Raw genomic sequence first — 26,091 nt, forward strand, 5'->3', positions numbered from 1 at the left:
TTATACTCGCCTACGGCTCGTGGCGTTCGCGCTTCGCGCTCGGCTAAGGAGCACCGACGAGCTACCGACTGCTCCATCCCGCGATACTGAGGAGCTAAAATAATGTTTGTCGCGTTTAGTTACTTGTTAGGGCACATAACCCGTTCGGGTTATAGAAAAAGAACGCCTTGCGTGGCGTTCTTTTTTAGTGGTTGCGGGAGTAGGACTCGAACCTACGACCTTCGGGTTATGAGCCCGACGAGCTACCGACTGCTCCATCCCGCGATACTGAGGAGCTAAAATAATGTTTGTCGTGTTTAGTTACTTGTTTGGCACATAACCCGTTCGGGTTATACTCGCCTACGGCTCGTGGCGTTCGCGCTTCGCGCTCGGCTAAGGAGCACCGACGAGCTACCGACTGCTCCATCCCGCGATATTGAGGAGCTAAGTTGCCCTTATTTATGATATGCGCATAAGGTTCATTTTGCGAATGCTTAATTATTCTAACATAACGGGGGCGGGTTGTCAACCGAATTAGTGTGCGAATTTTGCGGAGTTTTGCCGAGCGCGCGGATAATTACGCCGTTAAAGCCGCAAGCTAAAAGCATGGAGGAAATAAAAATGTTTAACGAAAATAAGAAAAAGACGTTGCGCACCGATGAGAACATGCTCAAAAAAATTCTCATACGCGAATGCGGCGATTGCGAAACCGACGAATTTGCAGCCGACGAGTTGGAAGTTGAAAGCAGATTGCGCGAACAATCGGAAGAATTTGCGTCCGACAATCCCGAAATAGGCGAAAGCGAATATTTTTCTACTTGCAACTATACAATGGTTACGAATAACGACGACGACCTTGTGGACTATCAAGGGAGCTGAAGATTGTCGCCCAAACGCAAGTCGGCGCTACGCTGCGTTCGCAAACGCGCACTTGCTTGCTTAATCCGACTTGGGCGAACTTAAAGAGGAGTCCTTTCTCGGGAAACCCGAGAAAGTCAAGTTTGTCTGCGGATTGTCGCCCAAGCGTAACACGGCACTGCGCAAAGTGCCTTGCGGCACTTGCTTGTTTAACCCGTGTTAGGCGAGCTTAAAGAGGAGTCCTTTCTCGGGAAACCCGAGAAAGTCGAGTTTGTTGTCTGAGGAATGTCGCCCAAACGCAAGTCGGCGCTACGCTGCGTTCGCAAACGCGCACTTGCTTGCTTTACCCGTGTTATTATATCGCACAAAAAATTCTAAAACCTTTAAGGCGTCCGAGTTCGGGCGTCTTTTTTATGTTGCGACAAAATAGGACAAAACATATTTCGGAGCGCCCGACTTTTCCGAAAAAACGTTTTACAAATTTATGTTTGTGTGCTATACTGAACTATACCGCAACCGTTTTTTTAAACGTGAAAACGGCGGCGAAAAGGAGGCTCTTTTCGGTATGGCGACGAAAGAACAGTTATTGCAAAAAGAGCGGGCGAAAACGCTCGGCGAATTGTTTGTGGCGGAATGCAGAGCCGACGAACCTAATTTCGACACCTTGCGCACAATGTGCGTAAACGGCGCCGATGTTTGCTACCGTCATGCAACGGCGCTCCACTGGGCGGCAAAGCTGAATAATTTTTCGCTCGTATCGTTTTTAATCGACAACGGCGTTTTGCGCGAACCGGTGAGCAGAAGCATTATAGCCAACATGTGCAACAACAAGGGCTTTAACGAAGAACTCGAACCCCGTTTTTTCGAGGTGCTCGACGATGTTCGCAGAGTGTCGGGAAGCGCCGATATAGACATTTTCGTGCCGTACATAAATTCTATGGCTGTGCTCGGCAGGCTCGATAAATTGCGCGCGCTTATGAAACGCTATTTTTTAACCGAAGCCGAAGTTGCGCGTTCGGTGTTTATACGAATAATATTCGAGGTAATACTCCACGCGCACGACGAAATGCTTGAATTTATAAACAAACACGTTGAGTGGCAAAATCAAACAGCGCTCGATTTGGCGGTGTCGGGCGGCGACTGGGTTGTGCTCGAATATCTTTTAAAAAGCGGAAAGGTTGGCGCTACTCCGAGCGATAACGCGGTGGGACAAGCCGTTTTCACCGGCTCAACCGAAGTGCTCGACATTTTGTTGCATTGCGGCTATTCGTTTAACCGCAATCCGCAATTTCTGAAAAAAGCGTGCAGAGCCGCTTTTAACGACGGCGGCAGAATGCTCGAATACATGCTCAATCACGGCTACAACGCGCTCGATAGATACGATAACCGAACCTTGCGCGAAAACGCCATGCTCGACGGCAATGCGGCGGCGCTCGCGGTGCTCGACGCTATAAACGCGTAACGGAGAAAAACTTTTGCACAACACAAACGACAACAAACTGACGGAAGAAGTTGCGAGCGCCGAAACGGAACAAGAGAATTCGAGCGTTCACTCAGGCACGGGCGGCGAAGCGGAGCAAACCGACGGCAATAAAAATCCGAGCGATGAGACCGCCGAAAATCCCGAATCGGTTGAGCGGTTGACGCTTTATAAAAGACCTAAGCGCAACGGTAAATTTCTGTCTAAACTTTCGCAAAAAGAGCTCGACGCGTTGCAAAAGCGCAAATCGCTTTTCATGTATTTAAGCACGCTTTTGTTTGCCGTGTCGTTGTTTTTAAAGGTTGAGGGGCGCGATAGACTTGCGAATATGTCTTCGTGGCGCGCGTTGTTCACTTTGTATCTTATAGCTTTGATTGCTCTGATTGCGCTAACGGTTTACGTTGCCGTTATGGGGCGCACGGGGCAAAAAATAGGGAGCGAACTCAAAGAGAGCAACGTTCCGCGCGACGGGCTTAATAAGCATACTTTTGTTTCTTACGAATTTTTCAATGTGTTGCACGTTCTCGTTGCGGCGGCTGAAATCGTAATATCGGTAATAGGCTTCGGCTCGTCGGGCGCGTTCGATATTTTTATTGCGGTGTGCAATATTATTGTGTCGGCGGGTTCCGCCGTGTGTTGCGTGCTGTCGCGGCAAGTGCTTTTCAAAGCCAACGCGGGGAACCTCGAATATCTTCCCGCGCGCGAAGAGGACGAAAAGCCGCAAACCAAAAAGAAGAAGCGGCACGAAAAAGAATAATTCCCCGCATGAAATACAAACAACGCCCTGCGGGAATCCTCCCGGCAAAGCGCCGCTTACGAAGTTTTATGATAAAATAATTATAATATTATGTTTGGCGTTTGTCAAACGAATTAAACGGAATTTCACGGATTTTCGTCGAATTTTTTGCGGAAACGGCTTTTCGGAAAAAACGAGGGAGAACGGCATGGAACAGCAAACGTTATTTGAAAGCGAGCGTGATTTGCCGCTTGCGGCTCGGCTTCGTCCTCGAACGCTCGAAGAGGTGGCTGGGCAAACTCATCTTTTGGGAAAAGGGAAAATATTGCGCCGTCTTATTGAAAACGACAGCGTGGGTTCTCTGATATTTTGGGGACCGCCGGGAGTGGGAAAAACGACTCTCGCGCGGGTAATCGCGCTAACTACGAAAGCGGCTTTTATAGACTTTTCGGCTGTTACGAGCGGAATAAAAGAAATCAAGCAGGTTATGGAACGCGCCGAGCAAAACCGAAGGTTCGGCGAAAAAACGATTTTGTTCGTAGACGAAATTCACCGTTTCAACAAAGCCCAGCAAGACGCCTTTTTGCCTTATGTGGAAAAGGGCAGCATTATTTTAATAGGCGCAACCACCGAGAACCCGTCGTTCGAGGTGAACGGCGCGCTTTTGTCGCGGTGCAAAGTTTTCGTATTGCAGTCGCTGACCGCCGAAGAAATAAAAGGACTTTTAACGCACGCGCTAACCGACGAGCGCGGTTTCGGCGGCAAGAACGTTAAGCTTGACGACGGCGTGCTTGACCTTATTGCGAATTTTGCCAACGGCGACGCCCGCAGCGCGCTAACCACTCTCGAAATGGCGGTTTTGAACGGCGCCGTTACCGAAAGCGGGATAGAAGTTTCGCGCGAGACGGTGGAGCAGTGCACGTCTAAAAAATCGCTTCTATACGATAAGAACGGCGAAGAACACTACAATCTTATTTCCGCGCTCCATAAATCGATGCGCAATTCCGACCCCGACGCCGCCGTATACTGGCTTGCCCGCATGTTGGAAGCGGGAGAAGACCCGTTGTATGTGGCGCGCAGAATAACGCGATTTGCAAGCGAGGACATAGGGCTTGCCGACCCGCGCGCTCTCGAAATCGCGGTGGCGGCATATCAAGCGTGCCATTTTATAGGAATGCCCGAATGCAGCGTTCATTTAACGCAGGCGGTCGTTTATATGTCGGTCGCGCCAAAATCCAACGCGCTTTATTCGGCTTACGAGAGCGCTAAAAAGGACGCGCTCCAAATGCTTGCCGAGCCTGTGCCGCTTGTTATTCGCAACGCGCCCACCCGTCTTATGAAAGAGCTTAACTACGGCAAGGGCTACAAATACGCCCACGATTTTGACGAGAAGCTTACCGATATGCAATGCTTGCCCGATTCCTTGAAAGGAAAAGAATATTACCGCCCCACCGAAGAGGGTCTCGAAGTTAAATTCAAAACCCGCCTCGAAGAAATCAAGGCGTGGAAAAAGGGAAAGTAAAAGATTCGACAAGGCGGGCTTAGTTAGTCCGCTTTTCTATTGTGCGTGAAAAAAAATTAAAAATATATTAAGATTGCATAAAATATAATAACGGGCTTACGGTAGGCTTGACAAAATTCGGGGGGGGGTTATAATAATACGAGTATATTTTTATTCGTTACGGAGGTTTGAAAGTGAAAAGATTGAACAAAAAGATATTGCTGTCTGTTGTTGCTCTTGTGGCTTGTTTGTTTGTGTCGGTCGCGTTCACCGCGTGTTTTAACGACAGTAGCGAGCCGGACGAAGAACGTACGGTAACCGTTACTTTCGACGCGGGGCGTGGAACAATATTCGGCGAGCGGTTTTACGAAATTAAAGTAAGCGAAGATTCTATTGTGTCGGAGCCGAGCAAGGCGCCTGTTGGCGAAGAGGGATATTTGTTCGTAGGTTGGAACGAAACGGGCGACGAGCGCGACGCTATGTGGAATTTTGCGGCGGACAAAGTGACGGGCGACATCACTCTTCATGCCGTTTGGGCGAGAGAGCACACCGTTGTTTTTGACGCGAACGGCGGCACGTTTGCGGGCGGAGAAAATTCGTATAGCGTGAAAGTGGCGCAAAACGCAAAACTTACGGCGCCCGCTATAACGCCGCCCAACGATAACCTTGTTCTGAAAGGGTGGTATTACGGAAGCACAAAGTGGGATTTTTCGTCGGCGCTCGTGCGGTCGGATATTGTGCTCTCGGCAGCGTGGGGCTTTACGGAAGCAATAGAAAAGGCTTTGGAGCCGTTTAACTATCGCGAGTGGGGCGACGGAAGTTGCATGATTGTCGGCTTAAAAGACAAAAATGCGACCGAACTCGTTGTGCCCGAAATTGTGTCGGATATTGTTGACGACGCGTTTAAAAACTGCACGGGAATCGTTTCGGTGAAGATTGCGGATAGCGTTACTAGCATAGGACGGTCGGCGTTCGAAGGGTGCTCGGCTCTTAAAAACGTTACTCTTCCCGCCGATTTACAAACTTTGAACGGTAGCGCGTTTGCGGATTGCACGGCGCTCGAAGAGATTTTATTGCCCGAAACGCTTACAAGCTTGGGCGGCTCGGCGTTTGACGGTTGCGTGGCTCTGCAAACAATAGATTTGCCTGCGGGAATTACGAGAATAGAAAGTGCCACGTTCCGCGATTGCTCGGCGCTTACAAGCGTGGAAATGAAAGGAGACATAACGGTAATCGACCAATATGCGTTCAGTGGTTGCGAACGGCTTTCCGAATTTTCAATTTCCGCAACCGTAACGAAAATCGGCGACCATGCGTTCGAAAATTGCAAGTCGCTTACTTCGGTTACCATACCCGCCGCGTGCAAGATAGTGGGGTGGTACGCTTTTACTAATTGCGAAAAGTTGGAATCGGCAGACTTGAATTGCGCAATTATCGACGACGGTGCGTTTTCGGGTTGCGAATCGCTTGCGGTTGTTACGCTCGGTTCTTCGGTGAAAAGCATAGAGAGCGGCGCGTTTGAAAAATGCGGACTTACGTCGTTGAAAATTCCCGATTCGGTAACTACGCTCGAATTCGCCGCTTTCGGCAGTTGCGAACAATTGGAAAGCGCGGATATTGGAAACGGCATAACCGAATTATCGTGGAATTTGTTCAGCGGTTGCTCGGCGTTGCGTACGGTGACGACGCGCGGCGTTTTGACGGAAATCGGTCAGAAAACTTTTGCGGATTGCGTGTCGCTTATATCGTACACAATTCCCGCAACCGTGACGAAAGTCGGCGGCTATGCGTTTAGCGGGTGTGTGCGGCTTGTGGAGATATACAATCTTTCGCAAGCGTCGGTTACGGGCGCGGGATTCGAATCGTATTGCAAGGTGCATACCGACGCGAACGAGGCAAGCGTTATCGATTACAACCAAAGCGAAAAACTCGCGTTTTTCACGGGAAAAGCAAGCGGTGACGGAAAAGAATGGAATTATCTTCTCGATTACTTCGGAGACGGCGAATATCTTACTTTGCCCGACGACTACAACGGGGAGAATTACACCATATTCGATTATGCGCTCTCGGGTAGAAAAAATCTGAAAAGCGTGACGTTTTCGAAAGGCGTGAAGAAAATAGGCAAAAACGTGCTTTTAGGAAGCGATAACGTAACCGAGCTTGTCGCCGCACCCGACGTAGCGGCGTATTATTCCGCAGGCAACTGCATAATAGAGAAAGCGGGCGATAAATTCGTGCTCGGGTGTCGTACTTCGGTAATTCCCGACGGCGTGAAAGCAATCGGTGCGAACGTATTTTGCGAAAATGCGAACATTGTGAATCCGTCGTTCGAAATTCCAGACAGCGTGACCCAAATAGAACAGGGCGCGTTCGACGGATGCGAGGGGCTTATTCGCACGGCGGAAAATTACATTCAATATGTGGATAAATGGGCGATAGCGTTCATATATTACGAACGCGTCGAAATGTTCGACCTTGTGCTTGACGACGGAACGGTGGGCATAGCTGAAAGCGCTATGCAGATTTCATACGTCGGGAGAAACAGAATTTCATCGTTTAAGTGCAATCCCGAATTGAAATACATTTGTGATTATGCGTTTTACGGTTGCGGAAGCATGACTTCCGTTACGTTGAACGACGGGCTTATATCGCTCGGACACGGCGCGTTTAGTTCGTGCGACAGTCTTTTGGAAATCGACATTCCCGACAGCGTGGGCTCTATCGGGGCGGCGGCGTTTATGAATTGCAATGCGCTGACGTATGTGAAGTTGCCGAGCGGACTGAAAACGATAGAATACCAAATGTTCGACGGGTGCGCCGCTCTCGAAACGGTGGTAATTCCCGCAAGTGTGTCGCATTTAAAGCACGACGTGTTTGGAAATTGCGCAAAAGCCGTTGTTTATTTCGAAGGGACTTCCGAACAGTGGGCGGCGGTGAGAAAAGATAACGGAAATACGGTTTTGGCAGTGCGCTATTATTCGGAAACGGAAAATGCGGGCTTTTGGCATTACGGTGCCGACGGCAAACCCGTGCTGTGGTAAAAAATCGAACATAAAAAGCGTTTAATTTCGATTGACTTCGGGGGGGGGTAGGTTATAATTATGCTTGGAAAGTTTTCATGAAATTTTCCGAGCATAATTTGCTTTATGCGGTTGACAATATTTTTTTATTCTTTTATACTTATACGGAAACACTCGGAGGAAATACATATCATGGTGCTGAAAACACTTACGCGTAGTGTGCGGGAGTATAAGCTTCCGTCAATCTTAACGCCTATCTTCATGACGGGAGAGGTGCTTTTGGAATGCCTTATTCCGCTTGTTATCGCGCGTCTTATAAACGCGGCGAACGGAAATTCGCTTGCGCCCGTTTTGAAAAGCGGCATAATTTTAATCGCTATGGCGGCGTGCTCGCTTATTTTCGGCACGCTTTCGGGGCGTTTTGCCGCCCGCGCTTCTACGGGATTTGCAAAAAATTTAAGGCACGACCTTTTTTATAAGGTGCAGGGATTTTCGTTCGGCAATATAGACAGATTTTCGTCGTCGGGACTTGTAACCCGCCTTACCACCGACGTTACAAACGTGCAAAACGCATATATGATGAGTATTCGCATGGCGGTTCGTTTTCCGCTTATGCTCATAACCGCGCTTATAATGTCGTTTAGCGTGAGCCTTAAAATGGCTTGCATATTTTTGGGGATTATTCCGGTGCTCGGCGTGTGCATGGCGCTTCTTATTTGGAAAGCGTATCCTATGTTCGACAGCGTGTTCAAGCAATACGACAAACTCAACGACTCCGTGCAGGAAAACATAAAGGGCATGAGAGTTGTTAAAACGTATGTGCGCGAAGACTTCGAGCGCAAAAAGTTTGAGAACAGCGCAGAAGACATTCGCCGCAATTTCGTGCGTCCCGAAAAGTTGCTCGCGCTCAGCAATCCGTTAATGTGGTTTTGCATTTTCGCGGTTATAATTCTTATAAGCGTGTTTGGCGCGTACCTCACGGTGAACACTTTCGGCGGGTTCGATGCGGCGGGAAATCCCGTGTGGGGCGAACTGAGCACGGGCGACATATCGAGTTTGTTCATTTATTCGGCGCAAATTCTGTCGTCTATGATGATGCTCGCAATGGTGCTCGTTATGATTATTATGGCGACGGCTTCGGCAAAACGTATTGCCGAAGTGCTCAACGAAAAGAGCGACATCGTGTCGCCCGAAAACGCTTGCCGCGAGGTTGAGAACGGCGACGTCGATTTTTGCGGCGTCAGCTTTAAATATGCGTCCGACGCCGAAGCGGAGGTGCTTTCGGGAATAGAATTGCACATTAAAAGCGGCGAAACGGTGGGAATTTTGGGCGGCACGGGAAGCGGCAAAACGTCGCTCGTGCAAATGATTCCCCGCCTTTACGACGCTTGCGAGGGTTGCGTGCGCGTGGGCGGCAAAGACGTTAAAGAATACGAGCTCGAAGCGCTGAGAAACAGCGTGGCAATGGTGTTGCAGAAAAATCTGTTGTTTTCGGGTTCGATTGAAGAGAATTTAAAGTGGGGCGACGAAAACGCCACGCGCGAAGAAATACAACGCGCGGCGCGGCTTGCATGCGCCGACGAATTCGTTTCGTCGTTTCCCGGCGGCTACGACACTCACATAGAGCAGGGCGGAACAAACGTGTCGGGCGGGCAAAAACAGCGCCTAACCATTGCTCGCGCGCTGTTGAAAAAGCCTAAAATTCTCATTCTCGACGATTCCACAAGCGCGGTGGACACTCGCACCGACGCGCTTATTCGCAAAGCGTTCCGCGAAGAAATTCCGGGCACCACCAAAATCATCATAGCCCAGCGCACCGCGTCGGTTATGGACGCCGACCGCATAGTGGTTCTCGATAACGGGCGCATAAGCGGAGTGGGTACGCACGACGAATTGTTGAAAACAAACGACATATACCGCGAGGTTTACGAGTCGCAAAACAAAGCGGGAGGAGACGAAGATGTCGCGTAAAGAAAAAAAGCAAAACCCCGCCGAAAAGGGAGTTTTGGGCAGGGTAGTTAAATACTTGTTTTCGCACTATAAAGGAAGACTTACCGTAGTGCTTATTTGCATACTTTTTTCCGCCGCCGCAAACGTTTCCGCTTCGGTGTTTTTGCAAAGAATAGTAGACACCTGCATAACGCCCGCGCTCACCGACGGGTTTGCGTCGGTAAAAACAACTTTAATTAAAACTGTGGCAATTATGGGCGGCGTGTTCGGTTTGGCTATGCTTGCCGTGTTCGTGCACTCTCGGCTTATGGCTATTGTGGCGCACGACTTTTTAAAGCAAATTCGCGTTGATATGTTCAACAAAATGGAGTCGTTGCCCATAAAATATTTCGACACGCATACGCACGGCGACGTTATGAGCACATACACCAACGACGTTGACGCACTTATGCAGCTTGCCGCTCAATGCGTTCCGCAGATATTCAGTTCGAGCGTTATGCTTCTAACGTTTTTCGGCGTTATGTTGTCGTACAGCGTGTGGCTTACTTGCGTGGTGGTTGTGTTCTCCGCGCTTATGGTTCTTGCCACCAAGATAGTGGGCGGGAGAAGCGCGCGCAATTTTGTGCGCCAACAGCGCGCCATTGCGAAAACCGAAGGGTTCATAGAAGAAATGATGAACGGGCAAAAGGTTATAAAAGTTTTTTGCCACGAGGAAGCGGCGGAAAAAGACTTCGATAAAATTAACGGAGAGCTTTTCGATTGCGCCGACAAGGCTAACGGCTTTGCGAATATTTTGATGCCGATACTCGGCAATATCGGCAACCTTATGTTCGTTATAGTGGCGTTCGCGGGCGTCGCAATGAAAATAGCGGGAATAACCAACGTTTACTGTTTCGGCACGGGCACACTCAGCGCGGGAATAATAATGTCGTTTATCACTATGAGTCGCTCGTTTTCCAACAACGTAGGGCAAATGGCGCAAATGGTTAATTCGGTTGTGCTTGCCCGCGCGGGCGCGAGCCGAGTGTTCGCACTGCTCGACGAAAAGAGCGAAACCGACGACGGTTACGTTACTTTGGTTTACGCCAAAGAGGACGAGAACGGAAACCTTACGGAGAGCGACACTCGCACGGGAAGATGGGCGTGGCGTCATCCGCATTCCGCCGACGGCACAGTGACTTATGCGGAAGTGAAAGGCGACATTTTGCTTGACGACGTGGACTTTGCCTACGAACCCGATAAGCCCGTTTTAAAAGGAGTGTCGGTGTTCGCAAAACCCGGTCAGAGAGTTGCGTTCGTAGGTTCTACGGGCGCGGGCAAAACAACTATTACAAATTTAATAAACAGGTTCTACGACATAGCCGACGGCAAAATACGTTACGACGGCATAAACATAAACAAGATAAAGAAAGACGATTTGCGCCGTTCGCTCGGCATGGTGCTTCAAGACACGAATTTGTTTACGGGCACGGTGCGCGAAAATATTCGCTATGGCAGACTTGACGCAACCGACGAAGATGTTGAGGCGGCGGCGCGCCTTGCGGGAGCGCACGACTTTATTATGCGTTTGCCCGAAGGTTATAACACAATGCTTATTGCCGACGGCGCGAACTTTTCGCAAGGTCAGCGTCAGCTTTTGAGCATTGCCCGCGCGGCGGTTGCCGACACTCCCGTTATGATTATGGACGAAGCCACGAGCAGTATAGACACCCGCACCGAAGCGATAGTGCAGGCGGGTTGCGACAGGCTTATGCAGGGACGCACCGTGTTTATTATTGCGCATAGGCTTTCCACAGTTCGCGCCGCCGACGTTATTATGGTGCTCGAACACGGACGGATTATAGAGCGCGGCAATCACGAGCAACTGATTGCCCAAAAGGGAAAATATTATCAACTTTATACGGGCGCTTTCGAGCTCGATTGACAAAAAGAAATTTTCGAATGTTTTTTTAATCGGTTATTGACGAATCGCGAGCTTATGTAGTATAATAATACTATAATCGCGCACGAGGAGAAAAACAGATGAGAATATACGACGAAGAAAATCTTTACGACGACATTCTCGACGACGATATGTCGGGCTATACGGTTGTTGACGACAACAGCATTTTCAAGCTTTTGGCACCCGAGCCAGACCCCGAAACAATCGCGTCGCCCATTCCCGAAAACGAGCAAACGGTTATTTTGTGCGAGCCTTCCGTTTCGCGCGTAGCCGACGGGCAGGAGCTCGAATTGCGTTTTTCGGATAGCGACGGTTGCGACGTGTTCGCGTCGGGCAAAAGAATAGGTTGCTTTAAATCCGCTTACGTTAAAAAACTCAAAAACGAGCGAGGAGGGCAGCTTGTGAGCGCTTTTTATAAGAACTCTGTGCCGCCCATGATAAAACTTGTGTTCGGAAGCGGCGCGTCTGTGCCGCCGCCCGGCAAGTAGTGACAACACCTAAATCGCATTATTGAGGAAACGTTTTTAAAGAGAGGAAACGCGCGAAGCAAATTTTGCCCGCGCGTTTTATTTTTAAGTCGCGTTTTGCTTGTGGATTTTTTGAAAAAGTGATATAATATAAGTTCACAAAAAAGCGGTCGGAGGGTTTTGCGAATTGCTTGATTGGGATTCGTTATATAGCGAGGCGGGAGCGCGCGCCGTTACGGGCGGAAAAAAGCGGTTTTACGATAACCGGGTAACAAACATAAGCACGGCGCGGCGCGACGGAAAATTCGTTGTTCGGGCGTCCGTTCAAGGCGACCGCAATTACGAAACGGAAGTGCAGTTCGACGAGCGCGGCGGGCTATACGACTATTCGTGCGATTGCCCTTCCGACAAAACTTCGGAAGGACCTTGCAGGCACATTGTGGCAACCGCTCTCGCCTACGAAAACAAATTTCCGCAAGAACAAACTCGCGGCACCGCCGAAACTGTGGCAAGGCGCAGCGACGCGGGAATACGCGCCTTAATAGAGCAATACGGCAGAATGAGGCGGGGGCGGCGCATAGCCGAAGAGGGAGAAAAAGTTAAAATTGTGCCCACTATGGAAATAGGCGAGGGGGGAAGATTAAAACTTAAATTTACTGTCGGCTCGAAAAAAATGTATACGCTGAAAGACGTATCCGACTTTGTTTCGTGTTGGAATACGGGGGCTGAAAAACGGTACGGAATAGAACTTACCGTTACGCACGTTCCCGAATCGTTCGACGAACTTTCGGCGTCGCTTGCGGCTTTTATAAGCGGCTGTTGGCGCGAAAAGGTTGAGTTTTTAGCCGACGCGCACGCGCCTAATCCCGATTACCGCGACGAACTCAGGCTGTCGGCGGGCGGGGTAGACGAATTTATGCGGTTGTTTGCGGGGCATCTTGTGGGGTGCGGCGATTCGTTCGTTAAAGGCGGAATTTGCCTTATAGTGCAAAAGTCGAATGCCGCCGAAGTGGGCTTTTCGGTGGGGAAAGTGTCGGGCGGATATGTGCTTGAATGTAAGTTGCATTCGCACCGAGTGCTTTTCGGAAAGGAAAACAAATATATAGTTTCGGAAAACAGAATTTACCCTGTTACCGACGCGTATTATAACGCGGTTATGCCTGTGGTGAACGCCGTTCAGGCGAGAGGCAGGCTGTTTGTTGCGGAAAGCGACATGTCGCAGTTTTACAACAGCGTGCTCACGCGCGTAATCGCTTTTACGGAGATTGCCGCGCCCGAAGTGAATTTGAGCGTGTTCGAAGCGGCGCCGCTCGAACTCGGAGTGTATTTGAACGCGTTGCCGCAAGGCGGAATAGAGGCGACTTTGCACGCGAGCTACGACGGAGAAAACGAGGTGGATATTCTCGACGAAAATTCTTCTTCGCCGTTTGTGCGCGATTACGAAAGCGAGGGGGCGTTTTTGCAGACTCTCAAAAAATATTTTCCCGACTTTCCGCTTCTTACGGTGTCGGACGAAGCGGACGTGTATTTGCTGTTGCGCGAAGGGCTTAGGGAGCTTATGGGCAACGCCGAAGTTTATTTGAGCGACGACATTAAAAAAATGAAAGTGAGAAAACCGCCGCGCATGAAAGTGGGAGTGCGCATAAAGAGCGACTTGCTCGGGTTGGAACTATCGAGCGAAGAATATTCTTCCGCCGAACTCGCCGAAATCTTGCGGGCGTATAAAAACAAACGAAATTATGTGCGGCTTACCGACGGTTCGTTCGTTGATTTGCTCGACCCCTCTATTGCGGCAATATCCGAAGTTGCGGAAATAGCTTCGGTAAGCGGCGACGATTTCGCTCTTCCTCTTTATTACGCGCCTTACGTTGATTACGAATTGAAAAGCGGATTTTTCAATCTTGAACGCAGCGCCGAATTTAAGCAGATGATAAAAGAGCTTTCCGACGCGTCCGAAAGTCTTGCCGAAGTGCCCGAAAAACTTAAGCCTGTGCTTAGAAACTATCAAAAAGCGGGGTTCCGTTGGCTTAAAACACTGACGCGCATGGGGTTCGGCGGTATTCTTGCCGACGACATGGGTCTTGGAAAAACTCTGCAAATAATAGCTTTGCTTGTGAGCGAAAAACAGGGCGCGAGCATAGTTGTGTGCCCTACTACGCTCGTTCTTAACTGGGTGAACGAGTTTAATAAGTTTGCGCCCGAATTAAAAGTGCTTGCGGTGTCGGGCAACGGCGAAGAAAGAAAAGAGCTCGTGTCGGAATTTAAAAAGTACGACGTTGTTGTTACGAGCTACGAGCTTTTGCGCAGAGACGCGCCGCTTTACGCGAAAGAGCGGTTTTGTTTTGCGGTGCTCGACGAAGCGCAGTATATCAAAAATCCCGAAACGCGAAACGCCCGCGCGGTTAAAACGCTTAACGCGAAATACCGTTTCGCGCTCACCGGCACCCCTGTGGAAAACAGCCTTGCCGAACTTTGGAGCATATTCGATTTTTTAATGCCCGGTTATCTGTTTTCGTATCAAAAGTTCCGCGACACGTTGGAAAGCGAAATCGTGCGCGGAAACGACGCTGCGGCGCAAAGGCTGAGTAGGCTCATAAAACCGTTTGTGTTGAGAAGGCTTAAATCGGGGGTGCTGAAAGAACTGCCGCCCAAAATGGAAAGCAACGTGCTTTGCCCTCTCGAAGGCGAGCAACTCGAACTTTATTCGGCTAACTTGGGGCTTGTGAAAGAGAGCGTTAAAGCGGCTGGCGAAAAGGTGAACAAAGTTGTGGTTTTAAGCATGCTCACAAAGTTGCGGCAAATTTGTTGCGAACCCTCGCTCGTGTATTCCGACTATAAAGGCAATTCGTCTAAGTTAAACGCCTGCCTTGAATTGATTCGTTCGGCGTCGCAGTCGGGGCATAAGGTGCTTGTGTTCAGTCAGTTCACTTCTATGCTTGAAATTTTGCGCTCTAAGCTTGCCGAAGAGGGAATAACTCACTATCTTTTGCAGGGCGACACCCCGAAAGCCGAACGGGTAAAGCTTGTGTCGCGGTTTAACTCCGACAAAACCGAAGCTTTTCTCATATCGCTGAAAGCGGGAGGAACGGGGCTTAATCTTACGGGCGCCGACGTTGTTATTCATTACGACCCGTGGTGGAACGAATCGGTTATGAATCAAGCCACCGACCGCGCGTACAGAATAGGTCAGGAAAAATCGGTGCAAGTTTACAAGCTCATTATGCAAGACAGCATAGAACAGCGAATTATGAAATTGCAGGAAAAGAAAAACGCTCTCTCCGACATAGTTATGCACGCTGCGTCGGGAGGCGTAAATCTTAAAGTGGAAGAAATTTTGGAGTTGCTTTCTTAAAGAGCGTGAGCTTAAATCCGCATTAAAAATATTCGTTAAAGCCTAAATCCGCTTGCGGAAAACAGTCGCGTTACAACGGCGTTAAAACTATTCGCGTTTTCCTTTCCAAATGTTGTCGCTTGCGTCTTCTGCGGCTTCGTTAAGCGCGTCGGTTGTGTTCACTCCTTTTCCCGCTTTTTCGATTGCGGCGGGAATATAAGTTTTAACAAGCGATTCGTAGCCGCACAGAGCGGGCGCCGGCGAAGCTTGGTAAAGATTCCGTATAGCGTCGGCGTCGTCGGTTGAAAGCGGTTCTATGTTTTTCTTTGCCGAATAGCGCTTGTATAGAGCCGAAAGCTTATCCGTTTCGGTTTGCAAAAATTCGAGTAGTTCGAAAGCCTGTTTTTGGTTTTTGCTTTGTTTGCTCATGCCGAGCGCAACCGTTTGCAAGCGTTCGAGCCCGAAAAGGGAAGAGAGAGTAATTTCGGAATCGGGGTAGCGTTCGGCGTTTTGCGCTCTTTCCCGCATGGTAAGAACTGAAAACGCGGCTTCGCCCATGCCGGTAGAGTCGGGTTTGTCGGAAGCCGATTTTAGGAGTTCCGCGCAATTTTCGAGCGCGGCTTTTCCCTCTTCGGAGGTAAATTCGAGTTTCGTTTTGCGTCCGTTAAGCATTTTGCCGCCGTGCGAATATAACAGAGCCTCGAATAAAACCGACTGTTTTTCGGGCGTCAGTTTTTCGAACGACGAAATCTGTTTTGTTTTCAACTCGCCGCAAACCGACATCAGCTTTTCCGCCGAATCGGGCGGCGCGGACACGAGGGCGCGGTTGGTTGCAAGCATGTATACGTCGGTAAAAATCGGAACGCCGCGAGTTTTTCCTTGATATACGCAAGCTCTGCGAGCGGAATCGGACAATTCGTCGGCTTTCACTTTGCTTACGCGAAGTCTGTCGCCTAAGTCGGCGAGCTTTTCTTTTTCGGCAAGGTCGGGAATGGAATCTGCGTAAAGCATAAACACGTCGGGCGCGTCGTCTTTTTCTATCGCCGCGTTAAGGCGAACCGAAAGTTCTTCGGCTGGCACGAACGATATTAGCGCGTTCGAATTGAAATGCCGCACCATTTGGCGAATTTCCGTTTCCGCCGCCGTAGAAGACGGCTCTATTAGCCATATTCTCGGCGCGGGGGCTTCTTTTTTGCATGCCGCCGCAGGTAAGGCGCACAGCAAACACAATAAAACGCTCACAAACTTTTTCATGGTATTAACTTGCGCGAGCGAACGTCTTTTTATGCTTTCGTGTTTGTGCGACTACACCTTTTTTATGCTGTCGCGGTATTGTTTGGGCGTCATGCCCGTATATTTTTTAAATGCGTTTGAAAACGACGAAACCGAATCGAAACACAACAGGTCGGCTATTTCGGTAAACGAAACGCCTTTTCGGATAAGGCTTTTCGCTTCGTCCGTTTTGAATTTTAAGTAAGTGCCGTATATTCCCGCGCCCGTCTTTTCTTTGAAAAACGTGCAAAGTTTCACTTTGCCGTAATGCAGCTTGTCGCAAATATCGTCGAGCGTGAGCTTGCCGTAAAGGCTTTCGCGCAAAATACGCACGATTTCGTCTTCGAGCGCGTCCGAAAGTTCGGTTTTGGATATGAAAAACGCTGTTGACGCAATTTTATCGTTTTCGGAGCGCAACAGGTATATTAAAAACGATTCCAAAGAATTTTTTATAAGCTGTTCTCCTCCGAGAGGGGGACGGCATTTGGGCGTAAGCCTGTTAAGCTCGGGGTCGAAGTCGGGCAGGTCGAACGCGGAAGCGGCTTCGGTCATTACGTTTTGCAAAAGCCAACGGCGTTCTTTGGGCACGGAAAGCTTTTTGTCGGAAAAAAATTTCATGCTCTCCGAGCGGCATTCGAACGATATTATAAATATGTTAGGCTCGCTTTCGTCGCTTTCAACATAGTGCGGCACGTTTGGCGTTATAAAGTATATGTCGCCTTGCTTTAATATTGTTTGTCTGTTTTCCGACACTACGGTAACGCCGCCTTTGTCGGCGTAAATTATTTCCCAAAAGTCGTGCCACTCTTCGCGCGCTTTGTAACGCTTGGGAAGCGCTTGATAATGAATGGTAACGATTTTTTGCACGTTGAAAACGTTGTCTATTTTGTGCATGTAAAATTTTTTTGTTTGATGCCTTGCGTCCATAATAAAATTATAGCACGAATCGCGCCTATTGTAAATATTTTTCGTGATTTTCATTTATGAAAGATTTCCAAATTTTCAGGAAAGATTTTCCATTGAAACGCGCCGAAATAGTGATACAATTAAATTATACGAAAATACCGTTTTTTATGGAGGAAAAGTATGAACAAACCCAAGCTTGACAAAGCCTTTTATCCTATGATTAAAGCGCTTGACGATTTCGCTCAAAAAGTTAAGAGCGAACCCGAAAAAAACAGGGCGAAAGTAACGTTGGTTGTGGAACGCAACGGCGGATATAATTACGTTTATTCGTTCGACGCTTTCCGCGACGGAATAAACGACGAGCTCAATTACAGAGTTGCCGAAAGGTTGGCTAAAACGGTTTTGTGGGTGTGCGGCGGATATAAAATAGGAATTGCGGGAAGCAAAGAGATTTTTCTTAGGCTCAAAGAGGCATATTCCAAAAACGGCGCGCGCGCGTTCGACGAGGACTTTATGAGCGGCGTATACGAAAAGCCGTTCGAAGTTGTGTGGCTCGATAAAGTTCCGCCGCAAAAGAACGCGTCTATGAAAGTTGGCGGGCATCTTAAAGGTTGCCGCATAGGTTTCGACGCGGGCGGCTCCGACCGTAAGGTAAGCGCGGTTATAGACGGCGAAGTGGTGTATTCCGAAGAAGTTGTTTGGAATCCCAAAATCACCGCCGACCCGCATTATCATCACGACGAAATTCTTACCGCAATGAAAACCGCCGCAAGCAAAATGCCTCGCGTAGATTCAATCGGCGTTTCGAGCGCGGGCGTTTATGTGGATAACAAAATCATGGTTGCGTCGCTCTTTTTGAAAGTTGACAAGGAAAAGTACGGCGATTACGTTAAAAACATGTATATAAATATCGCCAAAGAAATGGGCGACGTTCCCATTGAGGTGGCTAACGACGGCGACGTTACGGCGCTTGCGGGCAGCATAGACCTTGCCGACAACAAGGTGCTCGGCATAGCTATGGGCACGAGCGAAGCTGTTGGCTATATAAACGCCGACGGCGGAATAAACGGTTGGCTTTCCGAGCTTGCGTTCGTTCCCGTCGATTTTTCGGAAAGCGCTATGCAAGACGAATGGAGCGGCGATTTCGGAGTGGGGTGCAAATACTTTTCGCAGGACGCCGTGATTAAACTTGCCGAACTCGGCGGCTTTAAGTTCGAGGACGGGCTCACTCCCGCGCAAAAGCTTAAAGTTATTCAGGCGCTTATGGAAAAGGGCGACGAGCTCGCCCGCACTATATACGAAGACATAGGCGTGTATTTGGCGCACACGTTGCCGTATTACGCTAAATTCTACGATATGAAACACGTTCTTTTGCTCGGAAGAGTTACGGGCGGAGAGGGCGGAAATATTATTCTCGACACCTGCAAAAAGGTGCTTGCCGCCGAATATCCCGAATTTAAAGGGCTCGACATATCGCTTCCCGACGAAAGCAACAGGAGGGTCGGGCAGAGTATTGCCGCCGCTTCCCTTTGCCCCGACGTTGAATAACGGCGCATAAAATTACAATACCGAAACAAAAAACAAATTCGGAGAAAAATAAGTATGAAGATTATTATAGTTAAAGATTACGAAAAAGTAAGCGATAAAGCGTTTGAAATTATGAAAGAAGTTGTATCCGGTAATCCCGAAGCCGTTTTGGGGCTTGCAACGGGCACCACGCCGCTTGGGCTGTATGCTCGCATGATTGCCGACCACGAGGAAAACGGCACGAGCTACGCCCGCGTGAAAGCCGCCAACCTCGACGAATACGCGGGAGTAGGCAAAGACAACCCGAACAGTTACGCCTATTTTATGCGCAAAAATCTGTTCGATAAAATAGACATTAAACTCGAAAACACTCATATAGAAAACGGTATGGCTTTAAATGCGGACGCGGAATGCAAGCGCTACGCCGAGCTTCTCGCAAATATGCCGCGCGACATTCAGGTGCTCGGAATAGGGAGCAACGGGCACATAGCGTTTAACGAGCCCGGCACGCCGTTCGACAGCGTTACACACACCGTAGAACTTGCCGAAAGCACTGTGCGCGACAACGCGCGCCTGTTCGACAGAATAGAGGACGTGCCGAGAAAAGCTTTTACTATGGGACTGTCGGAAATCATGCAGGCTAAAAAGATTTTAATACTTGCGACGGGCGCGAATAAAGCGGACGCGGTATACGGCATGATACGCGGAGAAGTTACCGAACAGCTTCCCGCAAGCATATTGAGAAAGCACCCCGATTGCGTTCTTATATGCGACGAAGCGGCGGGCAGCCGTTTAAAAAACTGACGCGCTTTTGCGCATAATGAATTTTGGAGGCGTATAAAAAATGAAAGCGTTTGAAAACGTAAACGTTTACGTTTACGGCGAGGGCATTAAAAAAACCGATATAGCTTTCGACGAAAAAATAAGGGCAATAGGCGACGCGCGCGGAGCTGAGGAATATATTCCGTTGCCCCCCGACGCGGTTGTGTTGCCCGGCTTTATAGACGAGCACATTCACGGAGCGGGCGGCTTCGATGCTATGGACGGCACCGAAGAGGCGCTTAAAACGATAGCCGACACGGTCGCCGCCGAAGGCACTACGGGATTTTTGGCGACTACTATGACGCAATCGCCGCAAAACATCGAAAAGGCGCTCGAAGCGGTGAATGCTTACCGCAAATCGGGCAGAGAAGAGGGCGCTGCGGTTTTGGGCGTTCATTTGGAAGGTCCGTTTATTGCGGCGGCGCATAAGGGCGCGCAACCGCTCGAATACGTAGCAAAGCCTGACGTTAAAACTTTTAAGCGTTATAACGAGGCAAGCGGCGACTGCATTAAAATAGTTACTCTCGCCCCCGAAGAAGAGGGCGCGCTCGAACTTATAGCGCACCTCAAAGAAAGGGGAATAGTGCCGTCCGTCGGGCATACGGGAGCGAAACACGAAGCCGTTCTCGCCGCGATTAAAGCGGGCGCAACCAACGTTACGCACACTTATAACGCGCAGTCGGCTTTGCACCACCGCGAAATAGGAGTGGTGGGCAGCGCCTTATTGTGCGACGAATTGAACTGCGAAATGATTTGCGACACAATACACGTTTCTGTGCCCGCAATGAAATTGCTTGTTAAAAACAAGCCTAAGGGCAGACTTGTGCTGATTACCGACGCAATGCGCGCGAAAGGACTTGCCGACGGCGTTTCGGAGCTCGGCGGGCAAACTGTGTACGTTAAAGGAAGCGAAGCGCGACTTGCCGACGGAACGCTTGCCGGAAGCGTGCTTAAAATGAACAGAGCCGTTCAAAACCTTATTGAAAAGGTGGGAATGCCGTTTACCGACGCTGTGGATTGCGCCACGCTCGCGCCCGCAACCGTTCTCGGGCTGAATAAAGAAACGGGAAGCATAGAGGTTGGAAAGAACGCCGATTTCGCCGTGCTCGATTCCAAGTTTGACGTTGTTCTTACTGTGCGCGGCGGAAAGGTGATTTATAAACGCAAATGAATTATACGATAAGAAACGAGTGCCTTGCCGTTACGGTGAGTTCTTTGGGCGCCGAAATGCTCGGAGTTAAAGCGTTCGGCAAAGAAAGACTTTGGCAAAACGAAAACGGGAGTTGGAGCGGGCACGCCCCCGTTCTGTTCCCTGTGTGCGGAAGTTGCGGCGTTACCGTAAACGGAAAAACTTACGAGGTCGGCGCGCACGGATTTGCGAGAAAAAGCGAGTTTACGTTAAAACACATATCCGAAGGAAAAATAATTTTGTCGCTTAAATCGAGCGAAGAAACAAAAAAGAAATATCCTTTCGATTTCGTGTTTAAAGCGGAATACGCGCTTGCGGGAAATTCCGTGAATATTATTTATACGGTGGAAAACCCGTACGACTCCGAATTGCCTTTTTCGTGCGGCGGGCACGAGTCGTTCGCGCTTGCGGCGGGAGTGGAGAACTACAAAATAGTATTTGAAAAAGAAGAGCGCCTATTGCACGCGTTTCACGGCGGGCGCGGAACTCTTACGGGGGAGACGCGCGACTACGGAACCATAAAAGAGTTTCCTATTCCCGCAGATTTTTTAACCGACGGCGCAACGCTTATATTTCCTAAAATAAAATCGCGTTTCGTTGAACTCTGTTCGCTTGACGGCGAAAAAATAGCGAAAACGGAATTCGAAGATTTCGAAAACTTGCTTTTATGGCGCAGTAACGGCGCGAACATGATTTGTATTGAGCCTTGGGGCAATTTACCCGACACCGAAAAAAAGTCCGATAGCGAGTTCTCTCAAAAATCGGGAGTGTGGAAAGTTTCTCCACATTCGCAAAAGGTTATAACGAGAACGGTAACGTACTTTTAACGTTAAATCGTAAATTTACTTGCTTGTAAGGGGTAACTCCCTTTGATTTTTTTACCGCGCGAAACGAACGGATTATTCCGTTCGTTTTGTGTTTTACGGAACGAAAACTAAATTTCGGTTTTAACCGACGAAGAGTATTCCGACGGGGTCATGCCCGTCTTTTTTTTGAACAGACGCGAAAAATAGTGCACCGAAGAAAAACCGAGCACTTCGGCGATTTCGGTAAAATTCAAGTTCCGCTCACGAATTAAGGTGCCCGCGTATTTAAGCTTCATGTCGTTGAATTTTTCTATTACGCCGCACTGAAAGTATTTTGAAAAATACTTTTTGAACGCGCTTTCGCTCATTGAAAAATGTTCCGCTATTTCGGCTACCGTAAGTTGGCTTCCTATGTTTTTTTCGAGGTAGAGCAAAATTTCGTAAGCTTGGTCGGGATAGTCGCTTTTTTCTATTCGGCTCACGCTTCGGCTTTCGCGCGCTATTGCCGAATCGCTTCGGCGCAGAAGAATGGCGAGAAACTGTTCGAGTAGATTGAATGTTAGTTGCCGAGCCGCTTTAGGTGCGTTCGGTTTTTCTTTCATGCCCATAACGGGAGGCTTTTTGGTTAGCGGTTCGAACGCCGCCATTCCCTCTTTTAAAAGAGCGGACAAAACGTTTCTTTCTTCCGCCGAAAGTTTGAATATTTTGTTTTCGAAAAATTTCATAGCTTCCGACTTGCACACGAACGAAACTATTGTAACGTTAGGCGGAACGTTAAACGCCGCAAGCTTGTGGAATTCGTTCGGTTTGTGGAAAGCTATTTCTCCGCCTTTAAGCAAAAATTCGCGGCTGTCGGCTGTGAAAACCACCGAGCCTTTGTCTATATAGGTAAATTCCCAAAAGTCGTGCGCTTCGCCCGCGAATACGAAATCTTTGGAATATTCCATATAGAGCACCGTTACTATGCGTTCCACCGAAATAACTTTGCGGTTTTCCTGTTTTACGAATTTGTCGCGCAATTAAAGTATTCTCCTAAGGTACAAATGTGCAAAAAAACGGAACGAACGTTTAAAGACTTTTTTGCACTTTCAGTGTATCATAGTATTGACTGAAAAGTCAATAAAAACTTTTAAAATACATAGTTTGCGCGCTGACGCTTACTTAAAAGGAAATGCGCGCGGTTATGAAAAACGGAGGTAATAATGAAAAAGGGCATTAGTATTTGGAGTTTTGCAGGGGGGACGCTTGCCGAGAATTTCAAGCTTGCCAAACAGGCGGGTTTCGACGGAGTTGAGGTTGCGCTCGACGAAACGGGAGAGCTTTCGCTCGAATCAACCCGCGCCGACGTTGATAAAATTAAAGCGGCGGCGAAACAGGCGGGCATAGAATTATATTCGGTGGCAAGCGGGCTGTATTGGAAGTATTCGCTTTCGTCCGACGACGAAAAGATGCGCGAAAAAGCGAAAGCTTGCGTGCGCAAACAGCTCGAAGTTGCTTCGTGGCTCGGGTGCGACACTATTTTGATTGTGCCGGGAGCCGTTTCGGTGTCGTTCTCGCCTGAACTCGGAGTAACGGATTACGACGTTGTATACGAGCGTTCGCTCGCCGCCGTTAAAGAGCTCGCAAAAGACGCCGAGCGTCTTAAAGTTAGCATAGGCATAGAAAACGTTTGGAACAACTTTTTGCTGTCGCCGCTCGAAATGCGCGATTTTATAGACAAAGTGGGGAGCGACTACGTTGGAAGCTATTTCGACGTGGGCAACGTTCTTTATTGCGGTTATCCCGAGCAATGGATTAAAATTCTCGGCAAACGCATTAAAAAAGTACACTTTAAAGATTACCGCAGGGCGGTGGGCTCACTCGACGGATTTGTGGATTTACTTGCGGGCGACGTGAATTGGAAAGCGGTGAAAGACGCGTTCGACAAAGCGGGCTACAACGGTTGGGTTACGGGCGAAATGATTCCGCCGTATGCTCAGCACAGCGAAACGATTATTTTCAACACGTCTAACGCAATGGATAAAATTATAGGAAGATAAGCGGTAGGGCGCGTATAGAGCGCTATTATAAAACAAAAAAAGGAGAAAGGAAAAATGCTTAAAATAGGACTTATAGGATGCGGGTTTATGGGCACTATGCACGCTAATTGCTACAACGCAATCGAGGGCGTGCAAGTTGTGGCGGTTGCCGATTTGCAACGCGATAAGGCGGAAGCTCTCGCAAAATTGAGCAACGCCAAAATTTACTCTACGGGCATGGAACTTATTGAAAACGAGAACGTTGACGCGCTTGACATTTGCTTGCCCACATATTTGCATGCGGCTCATGCCGAAGCGGCAATGAGAAAAGTGAAAAACGTGTTTGTGGAAAAGCCGGTAACGTTCACCGTGAAAGAGGGAGAAAAACTCTTAAAAGTTCAGCGCGAAACGGGCGCGGGCGTGCAAGTGGGGCAGGTTATTCGCTTTTGGGACGAATACGTTTGGCTTAAAGAACTTATAGACGGCGGCAAATACGGCAAAGTGGTGAACGCAATGTTCCGCCGCCTTTCGCCCCGACCCGACGGTTGGGAACACTGGTTCCGCAATGCCGAAAAGAGCGGCGGCGCGGCGCTCGACTTGCATATTCACGACATCGACTACATGTTGTATGCGTTCGGGAAACCGAAAACTTTCCATTCGGCGGTGGCTCACGGCGGAGAAAACAACAGTTATGTTGCGGCGATAGCGAATTACGGCGACAAGGTTGTTACGGTGGAAGGTTCTTGGGATTTGCCCGCCGATTTCCCGTTTGAAATGTTTTACCGCGTAAAATTCGAAAACGCGGTTGCCGAATACTCTCACGAAGGATTAAAACTTTACACCGACGGCGGCGTTGAAAACGTTCAACTTACAAAGGCGTTTAACGCGCAAGTAGAGGGAGCGGGCAACATATCCGATTTGGGCGGATACTTTAACGAACTCAAATATTTTACCGATTGCTTAAAAGAAGGCAAGCATCCCGAAAAGGCGGGGCTTGCGGACGCGGTGGAATCGGTGAAGTTTGTGCGCGAGGAAATTAAATAACAATCTTTATCAGCCTTTTTGAGCGCCAAAAAGTGCCTGCTATAAGCGAAACGGTCGCTTCAAGACGCGACAATCTCGAATATAAGGAACTCTTATGAAAAAATTGAAAACCGTTATAATAGGGTGCGGAAACATATTCACAATGCACGTTACGCCCGTAATGCACAGAACCGACACCGAGCTTGTGGGCGTGTGCGATATTAAAAAAGACAGAGCCGACAAGGCTGCGAAAAAATTCGGCACGGTTGCGTATTACGACTACGAAAAAATGCTTACCGAATTAAAACCGGATATAGCGCACGTTTGCCTGCCGCATTATCTGCACCCTGTGGCGTCGCAGTTCGCTCTCGAACACGGCGTGAACGTGCTGTGCGAAAAGCCTATGTCTATTCGTTACGCCGACGGCGAAGAGTGCGTGAAAGCGGCGGAAAAAAACGGAGTGAATTACGGAGTTATATTTCAGTGCCGTTATAACGACGCGTCGCAACTCGTTAAGAAAACGCTTGAAAGCGGCGAACTCGGCAACGTTATTTCGGCGCGCAGCACTCTAACCTGGTTCCGTCCCGACGACTATTACAACGGCTCCGATTGGAAAGGCACATGGGATAAAGAGGGCGGCGGAGTGATTATAGACCAAGCTATTCATTCGCTCGACCTTGTGAACTGGTTTGTTGAAAGCGAGCCCGCACAAGTGAGCGCGAGCTACGCTAATCGCGGGCATTGCGTTATGGAAGTTGAGGATACCGCCGAAGGTCTTATAACTTACGAGAACGGCACCCGCTACGCTTTTTGGGCAATGAACAACTACGGTTGCGACGAGCCCATAGAAATAAGATTGCTTTGTGAAAAAGGCAAAGTTGTGCTAACCTACGACGACGCGTGGATAACGTTTACCGACGGCAGAGAGGTGCACGTTAAGCAAAGCGCCGACAATCTTGTGTACGAAAACGGCAAAGATTACTGGGGATTTCAGCACGTTAAGCAAATAGACGAGTTTTACCGCAGCGTGCACGAAAAACGCGCGCCCGAAATAAGCGGGAAAGAGGCTCTTAAAATTCAAAAAATAGTTTGCGGAATTTACGAGAGCGGCAAAACGGGCAAGCCGGTAAAACTAAAATAGACGTATTTTTAAATAAACGAAAAGAGGCGGTGCAAGTATGCGACCGTCTCTTTTTTATGCGTCGTCGTTTGAATAATGCGGCGTTGCGCGGCGTGCGCCGCTATTTCGGCATAAGTATGCGCA

The 26,091-nt window shown here is 48.9% G+C and carries 19 protein-coding genes and 1 tRNA gene; 16 read left to right on the forward strand and 4 right to left on the reverse strand.

The genetic code is table 11. The annotated features are described in order from the left end of the window. Window positions 1-188: 188 nt before the first annotated feature. Window positions 189-264 (reverse strand) — tRNA-Met (locus NFR62_RS07615). Window positions 265-501: 237 nt separating this feature from the next. On the opposite strand from NFR62_RS07615, the gene NFR62_RS07620 reads away from it, so the two are divergent. The 9 genes from NFR62_RS07620 (at window position 502) to NFR62_RS07660 (ending at window position 15,285) form a co-directional block, all read left to right on the forward strand. Next, the gene (locus NFR62_RS07620) at window positions 502-858 is read left to right on the forward strand and encodes a hypothetical protein (protein ID WP_251617004.1); all 357 of its coding nucleotides are present in this window, start codon (window positions 502-504) and stop codon (window positions 856-858) included. A gap of 544 nt (window positions 859-1,402) precedes the next feature. Further along, complete coding sequence (locus NFR62_RS07625) at window positions 1,403-2,299, forward strand: ankyrin repeat domain-containing protein (protein WP_251617007.1); 897 nt, start codon at window positions 1,403-1,405, stop codon at window positions 2,297-2,299. A 13-nt stretch (window positions 2,300-2,312) separates the two neighbouring features. Next, window positions 2,313-3,074: a hypothetical protein gene (locus NFR62_RS07630; RefSeq protein ID WP_251617009.1), complete on the forward strand. Its 762-nt coding sequence runs from the start codon at window positions 2,313-2,315 to the stop codon at window positions 3,072-3,074. Between the two features lie 187 nt (window positions 3,075-3,261). Continuing rightward, window positions 3,262-4,575 carry a replication-associated recombination protein A gene (locus tag NFR62_RS07635; RefSeq protein ID WP_251617012.1) on the forward strand — a complete coding sequence of 438 codons (1,314 nt, stop codon included), beginning with the start codon at window positions 3,262-3,264 and terminating at the stop codon, window positions 4,573-4,575. 173 nt (window positions 4,576-4,748) lie between these two features. Next, window positions 4,749-7,595: a leucine-rich repeat protein gene (locus NFR62_RS07640; RefSeq protein ID WP_251617015.1), complete on the forward strand. Its 2,847-nt coding sequence runs from the start codon at window positions 4,749-4,751 to the stop codon at window positions 7,593-7,595. A gap of 174 nt (window positions 7,596-7,769) precedes the next feature. Next, window positions 7,770-9,545, forward strand: a complete 1,776-nt coding sequence (locus NFR62_RS07645) for an ABC transporter ATP-binding protein (protein WP_251617315.1) — start codon at window positions 7,770-7,772, stop codon at window positions 9,543-9,545. Further along, on the forward strand, window positions 9,535-11,448 hold the full coding sequence (locus NFR62_RS07650) for an ABC transporter ATP-binding protein (RefSeq protein ID WP_251617018.1): 1,914 nt from the start codon (window positions 9,535-9,537) through the stop codon (window positions 11,446-11,448). Before NFR62_RS07645 ends, NFR62_RS07650 begins: the two co-directional genes overlap by 11 nt. A 98-nt stretch (window positions 11,449-11,546) precedes the next feature. Continuing rightward, window positions 11,547-11,954, forward strand: coding sequence for a hypothetical protein (locus NFR62_RS07655; protein WP_251617021.1), 408 nt, complete (start codon window positions 11,547-11,549; stop codon window positions 11,952-11,954). Between the two features lie 166 nt (window positions 11,955-12,120). Beyond that, entirely contained in the window at window positions 12,121-15,285 is a 3,165-nt protein-coding gene (locus tag NFR62_RS07660) for a DEAD/DEAH box helicase (RefSeq protein ID WP_251617023.1), read from the forward strand. An 87-nt stretch (window positions 15,286-15,372) separates the two neighbouring features. Here the strand turns inward: NFR62_RS07660 and NFR62_RS07665 are convergent, their stop codons facing one another. After that, the gene (locus NFR62_RS07665) at window positions 15,373-16,518 is read right to left on the reverse strand and encodes an ABC transporter substrate-binding protein (protein ID WP_251617025.1); all 1,146 of its coding nucleotides are present in this window, start codon (window positions 16,516-16,518) and stop codon (window positions 15,373-15,375) included. Between the two features lie 51 nt (window positions 16,519-16,569). Beyond that, window positions 16,570-17,517, reverse strand: a complete 948-nt coding sequence (locus NFR62_RS07670; protein WP_251617029.1) for an AraC family transcriptional regulator — start codon at window positions 17,515-17,517, stop codon at window positions 16,570-16,572. A gap of 105 nt (window positions 17,518-17,622) precedes the next feature. Here NFR62_RS07670 and NFR62_RS07675 point away from each other — a divergent pair, with 105 nt between their 5' ends. Genes NFR62_RS07675 through NFR62_RS07690 form a run of 4 tightly spaced genes read left to right on the forward strand, consistent with a single transcriptional unit; the run spans window position 17,623 to window position 21,807 of the window. Beyond that, a complete protein-coding gene (locus NFR62_RS07675) occupies window positions 17,623-18,990 on the forward strand; it encodes an ROK family protein (protein ID WP_251617033.1) in 1,368 nt (455 codons plus the stop codon). A gap of 54 nt (window positions 18,991-19,044) precedes the next feature. Then, the gene (nagB, locus tag NFR62_RS07680) at window positions 19,045-19,773 is read left to right on the forward strand and encodes a glucosamine-6-phosphate deaminase (RefSeq protein WP_251617037.1); all 729 of its coding nucleotides are present in this window, start codon (window positions 19,045-19,047) and stop codon (window positions 19,771-19,773) included. A 40-nt stretch (window positions 19,774-19,813) separates the two neighbouring features. Beyond that, a complete protein-coding gene (gene nagA, locus NFR62_RS07685) occupies window positions 19,814-20,962 on the forward strand; it encodes an N-acetylglucosamine-6-phosphate deacetylase (RefSeq protein ID WP_251617052.1) in 1,149 nt (382 codons plus the stop codon). Then, window positions 20,959-21,807 carry an aldose epimerase family protein gene (locus NFR62_RS07690; protein WP_251617054.1) on the forward strand — a complete coding sequence of 283 codons (849 nt, stop codon included), beginning with the start codon at window positions 20,959-20,961 and terminating at the stop codon, window positions 21,805-21,807. Before nagA ends, NFR62_RS07690 begins: the two co-directional genes overlap by 4 nt. Window positions 21,808-21,914: 107 nt before the next feature. Here NFR62_RS07690 and NFR62_RS07695 read toward each other — a convergent pair whose 3' ends face one another. After that, the gene (locus NFR62_RS07695; protein WP_251617056.1) at window positions 21,915-22,805 is read right to left on the reverse strand and encodes an AraC family transcriptional regulator; all 891 of its coding nucleotides are present in this window, start codon (window positions 22,803-22,805) and stop codon (window positions 21,915-21,917) included. A gap of 183 nt (window positions 22,806-22,988) precedes the next feature. On the opposite strand from NFR62_RS07695, the gene NFR62_RS07700 reads away from it, so the two are divergent. The 3 genes from NFR62_RS07700 (at window position 22,989) to NFR62_RS07710 (ending at window position 25,968) form a co-directional block, all read left to right on the forward strand. Further along, window positions 22,989-23,825: a sugar phosphate isomerase/epimerase family protein gene (locus NFR62_RS07700; protein WP_251617059.1), complete on the forward strand. Its 837-nt coding sequence runs from the start codon at window positions 22,989-22,991 to the stop codon at window positions 23,823-23,825. Between the two features lie 54 nt (window positions 23,826-23,879). Further along, window positions 23,880-24,848, forward strand: a complete 969-nt coding sequence (locus tag NFR62_RS07705; RefSeq protein WP_251617060.1) for a Gfo/Idh/MocA family protein — start codon at window positions 23,880-23,882, stop codon at window positions 24,846-24,848. A 94-nt stretch (window positions 24,849-24,942) separates the two neighbouring features. Further along, window positions 24,943-25,968, forward strand: a complete 1,026-nt coding sequence (locus NFR62_RS07710; RefSeq protein WP_251617063.1) for a Gfo/Idh/MocA family protein — start codon at window positions 24,943-24,945, stop codon at window positions 25,966-25,968. Window positions 25,969-26,091 lie beyond the last annotated feature (123 nt).

Origin of the sequence: Pumilibacter muris (assembly GCF_943193045.1) — a bacterium.
GTDB classification, from domain to species: Bacteria; Bacillota; Clostridia; order Christensenellales; family Pumilibacteraceae; genus Pumilibacter; species Pumilibacter muris.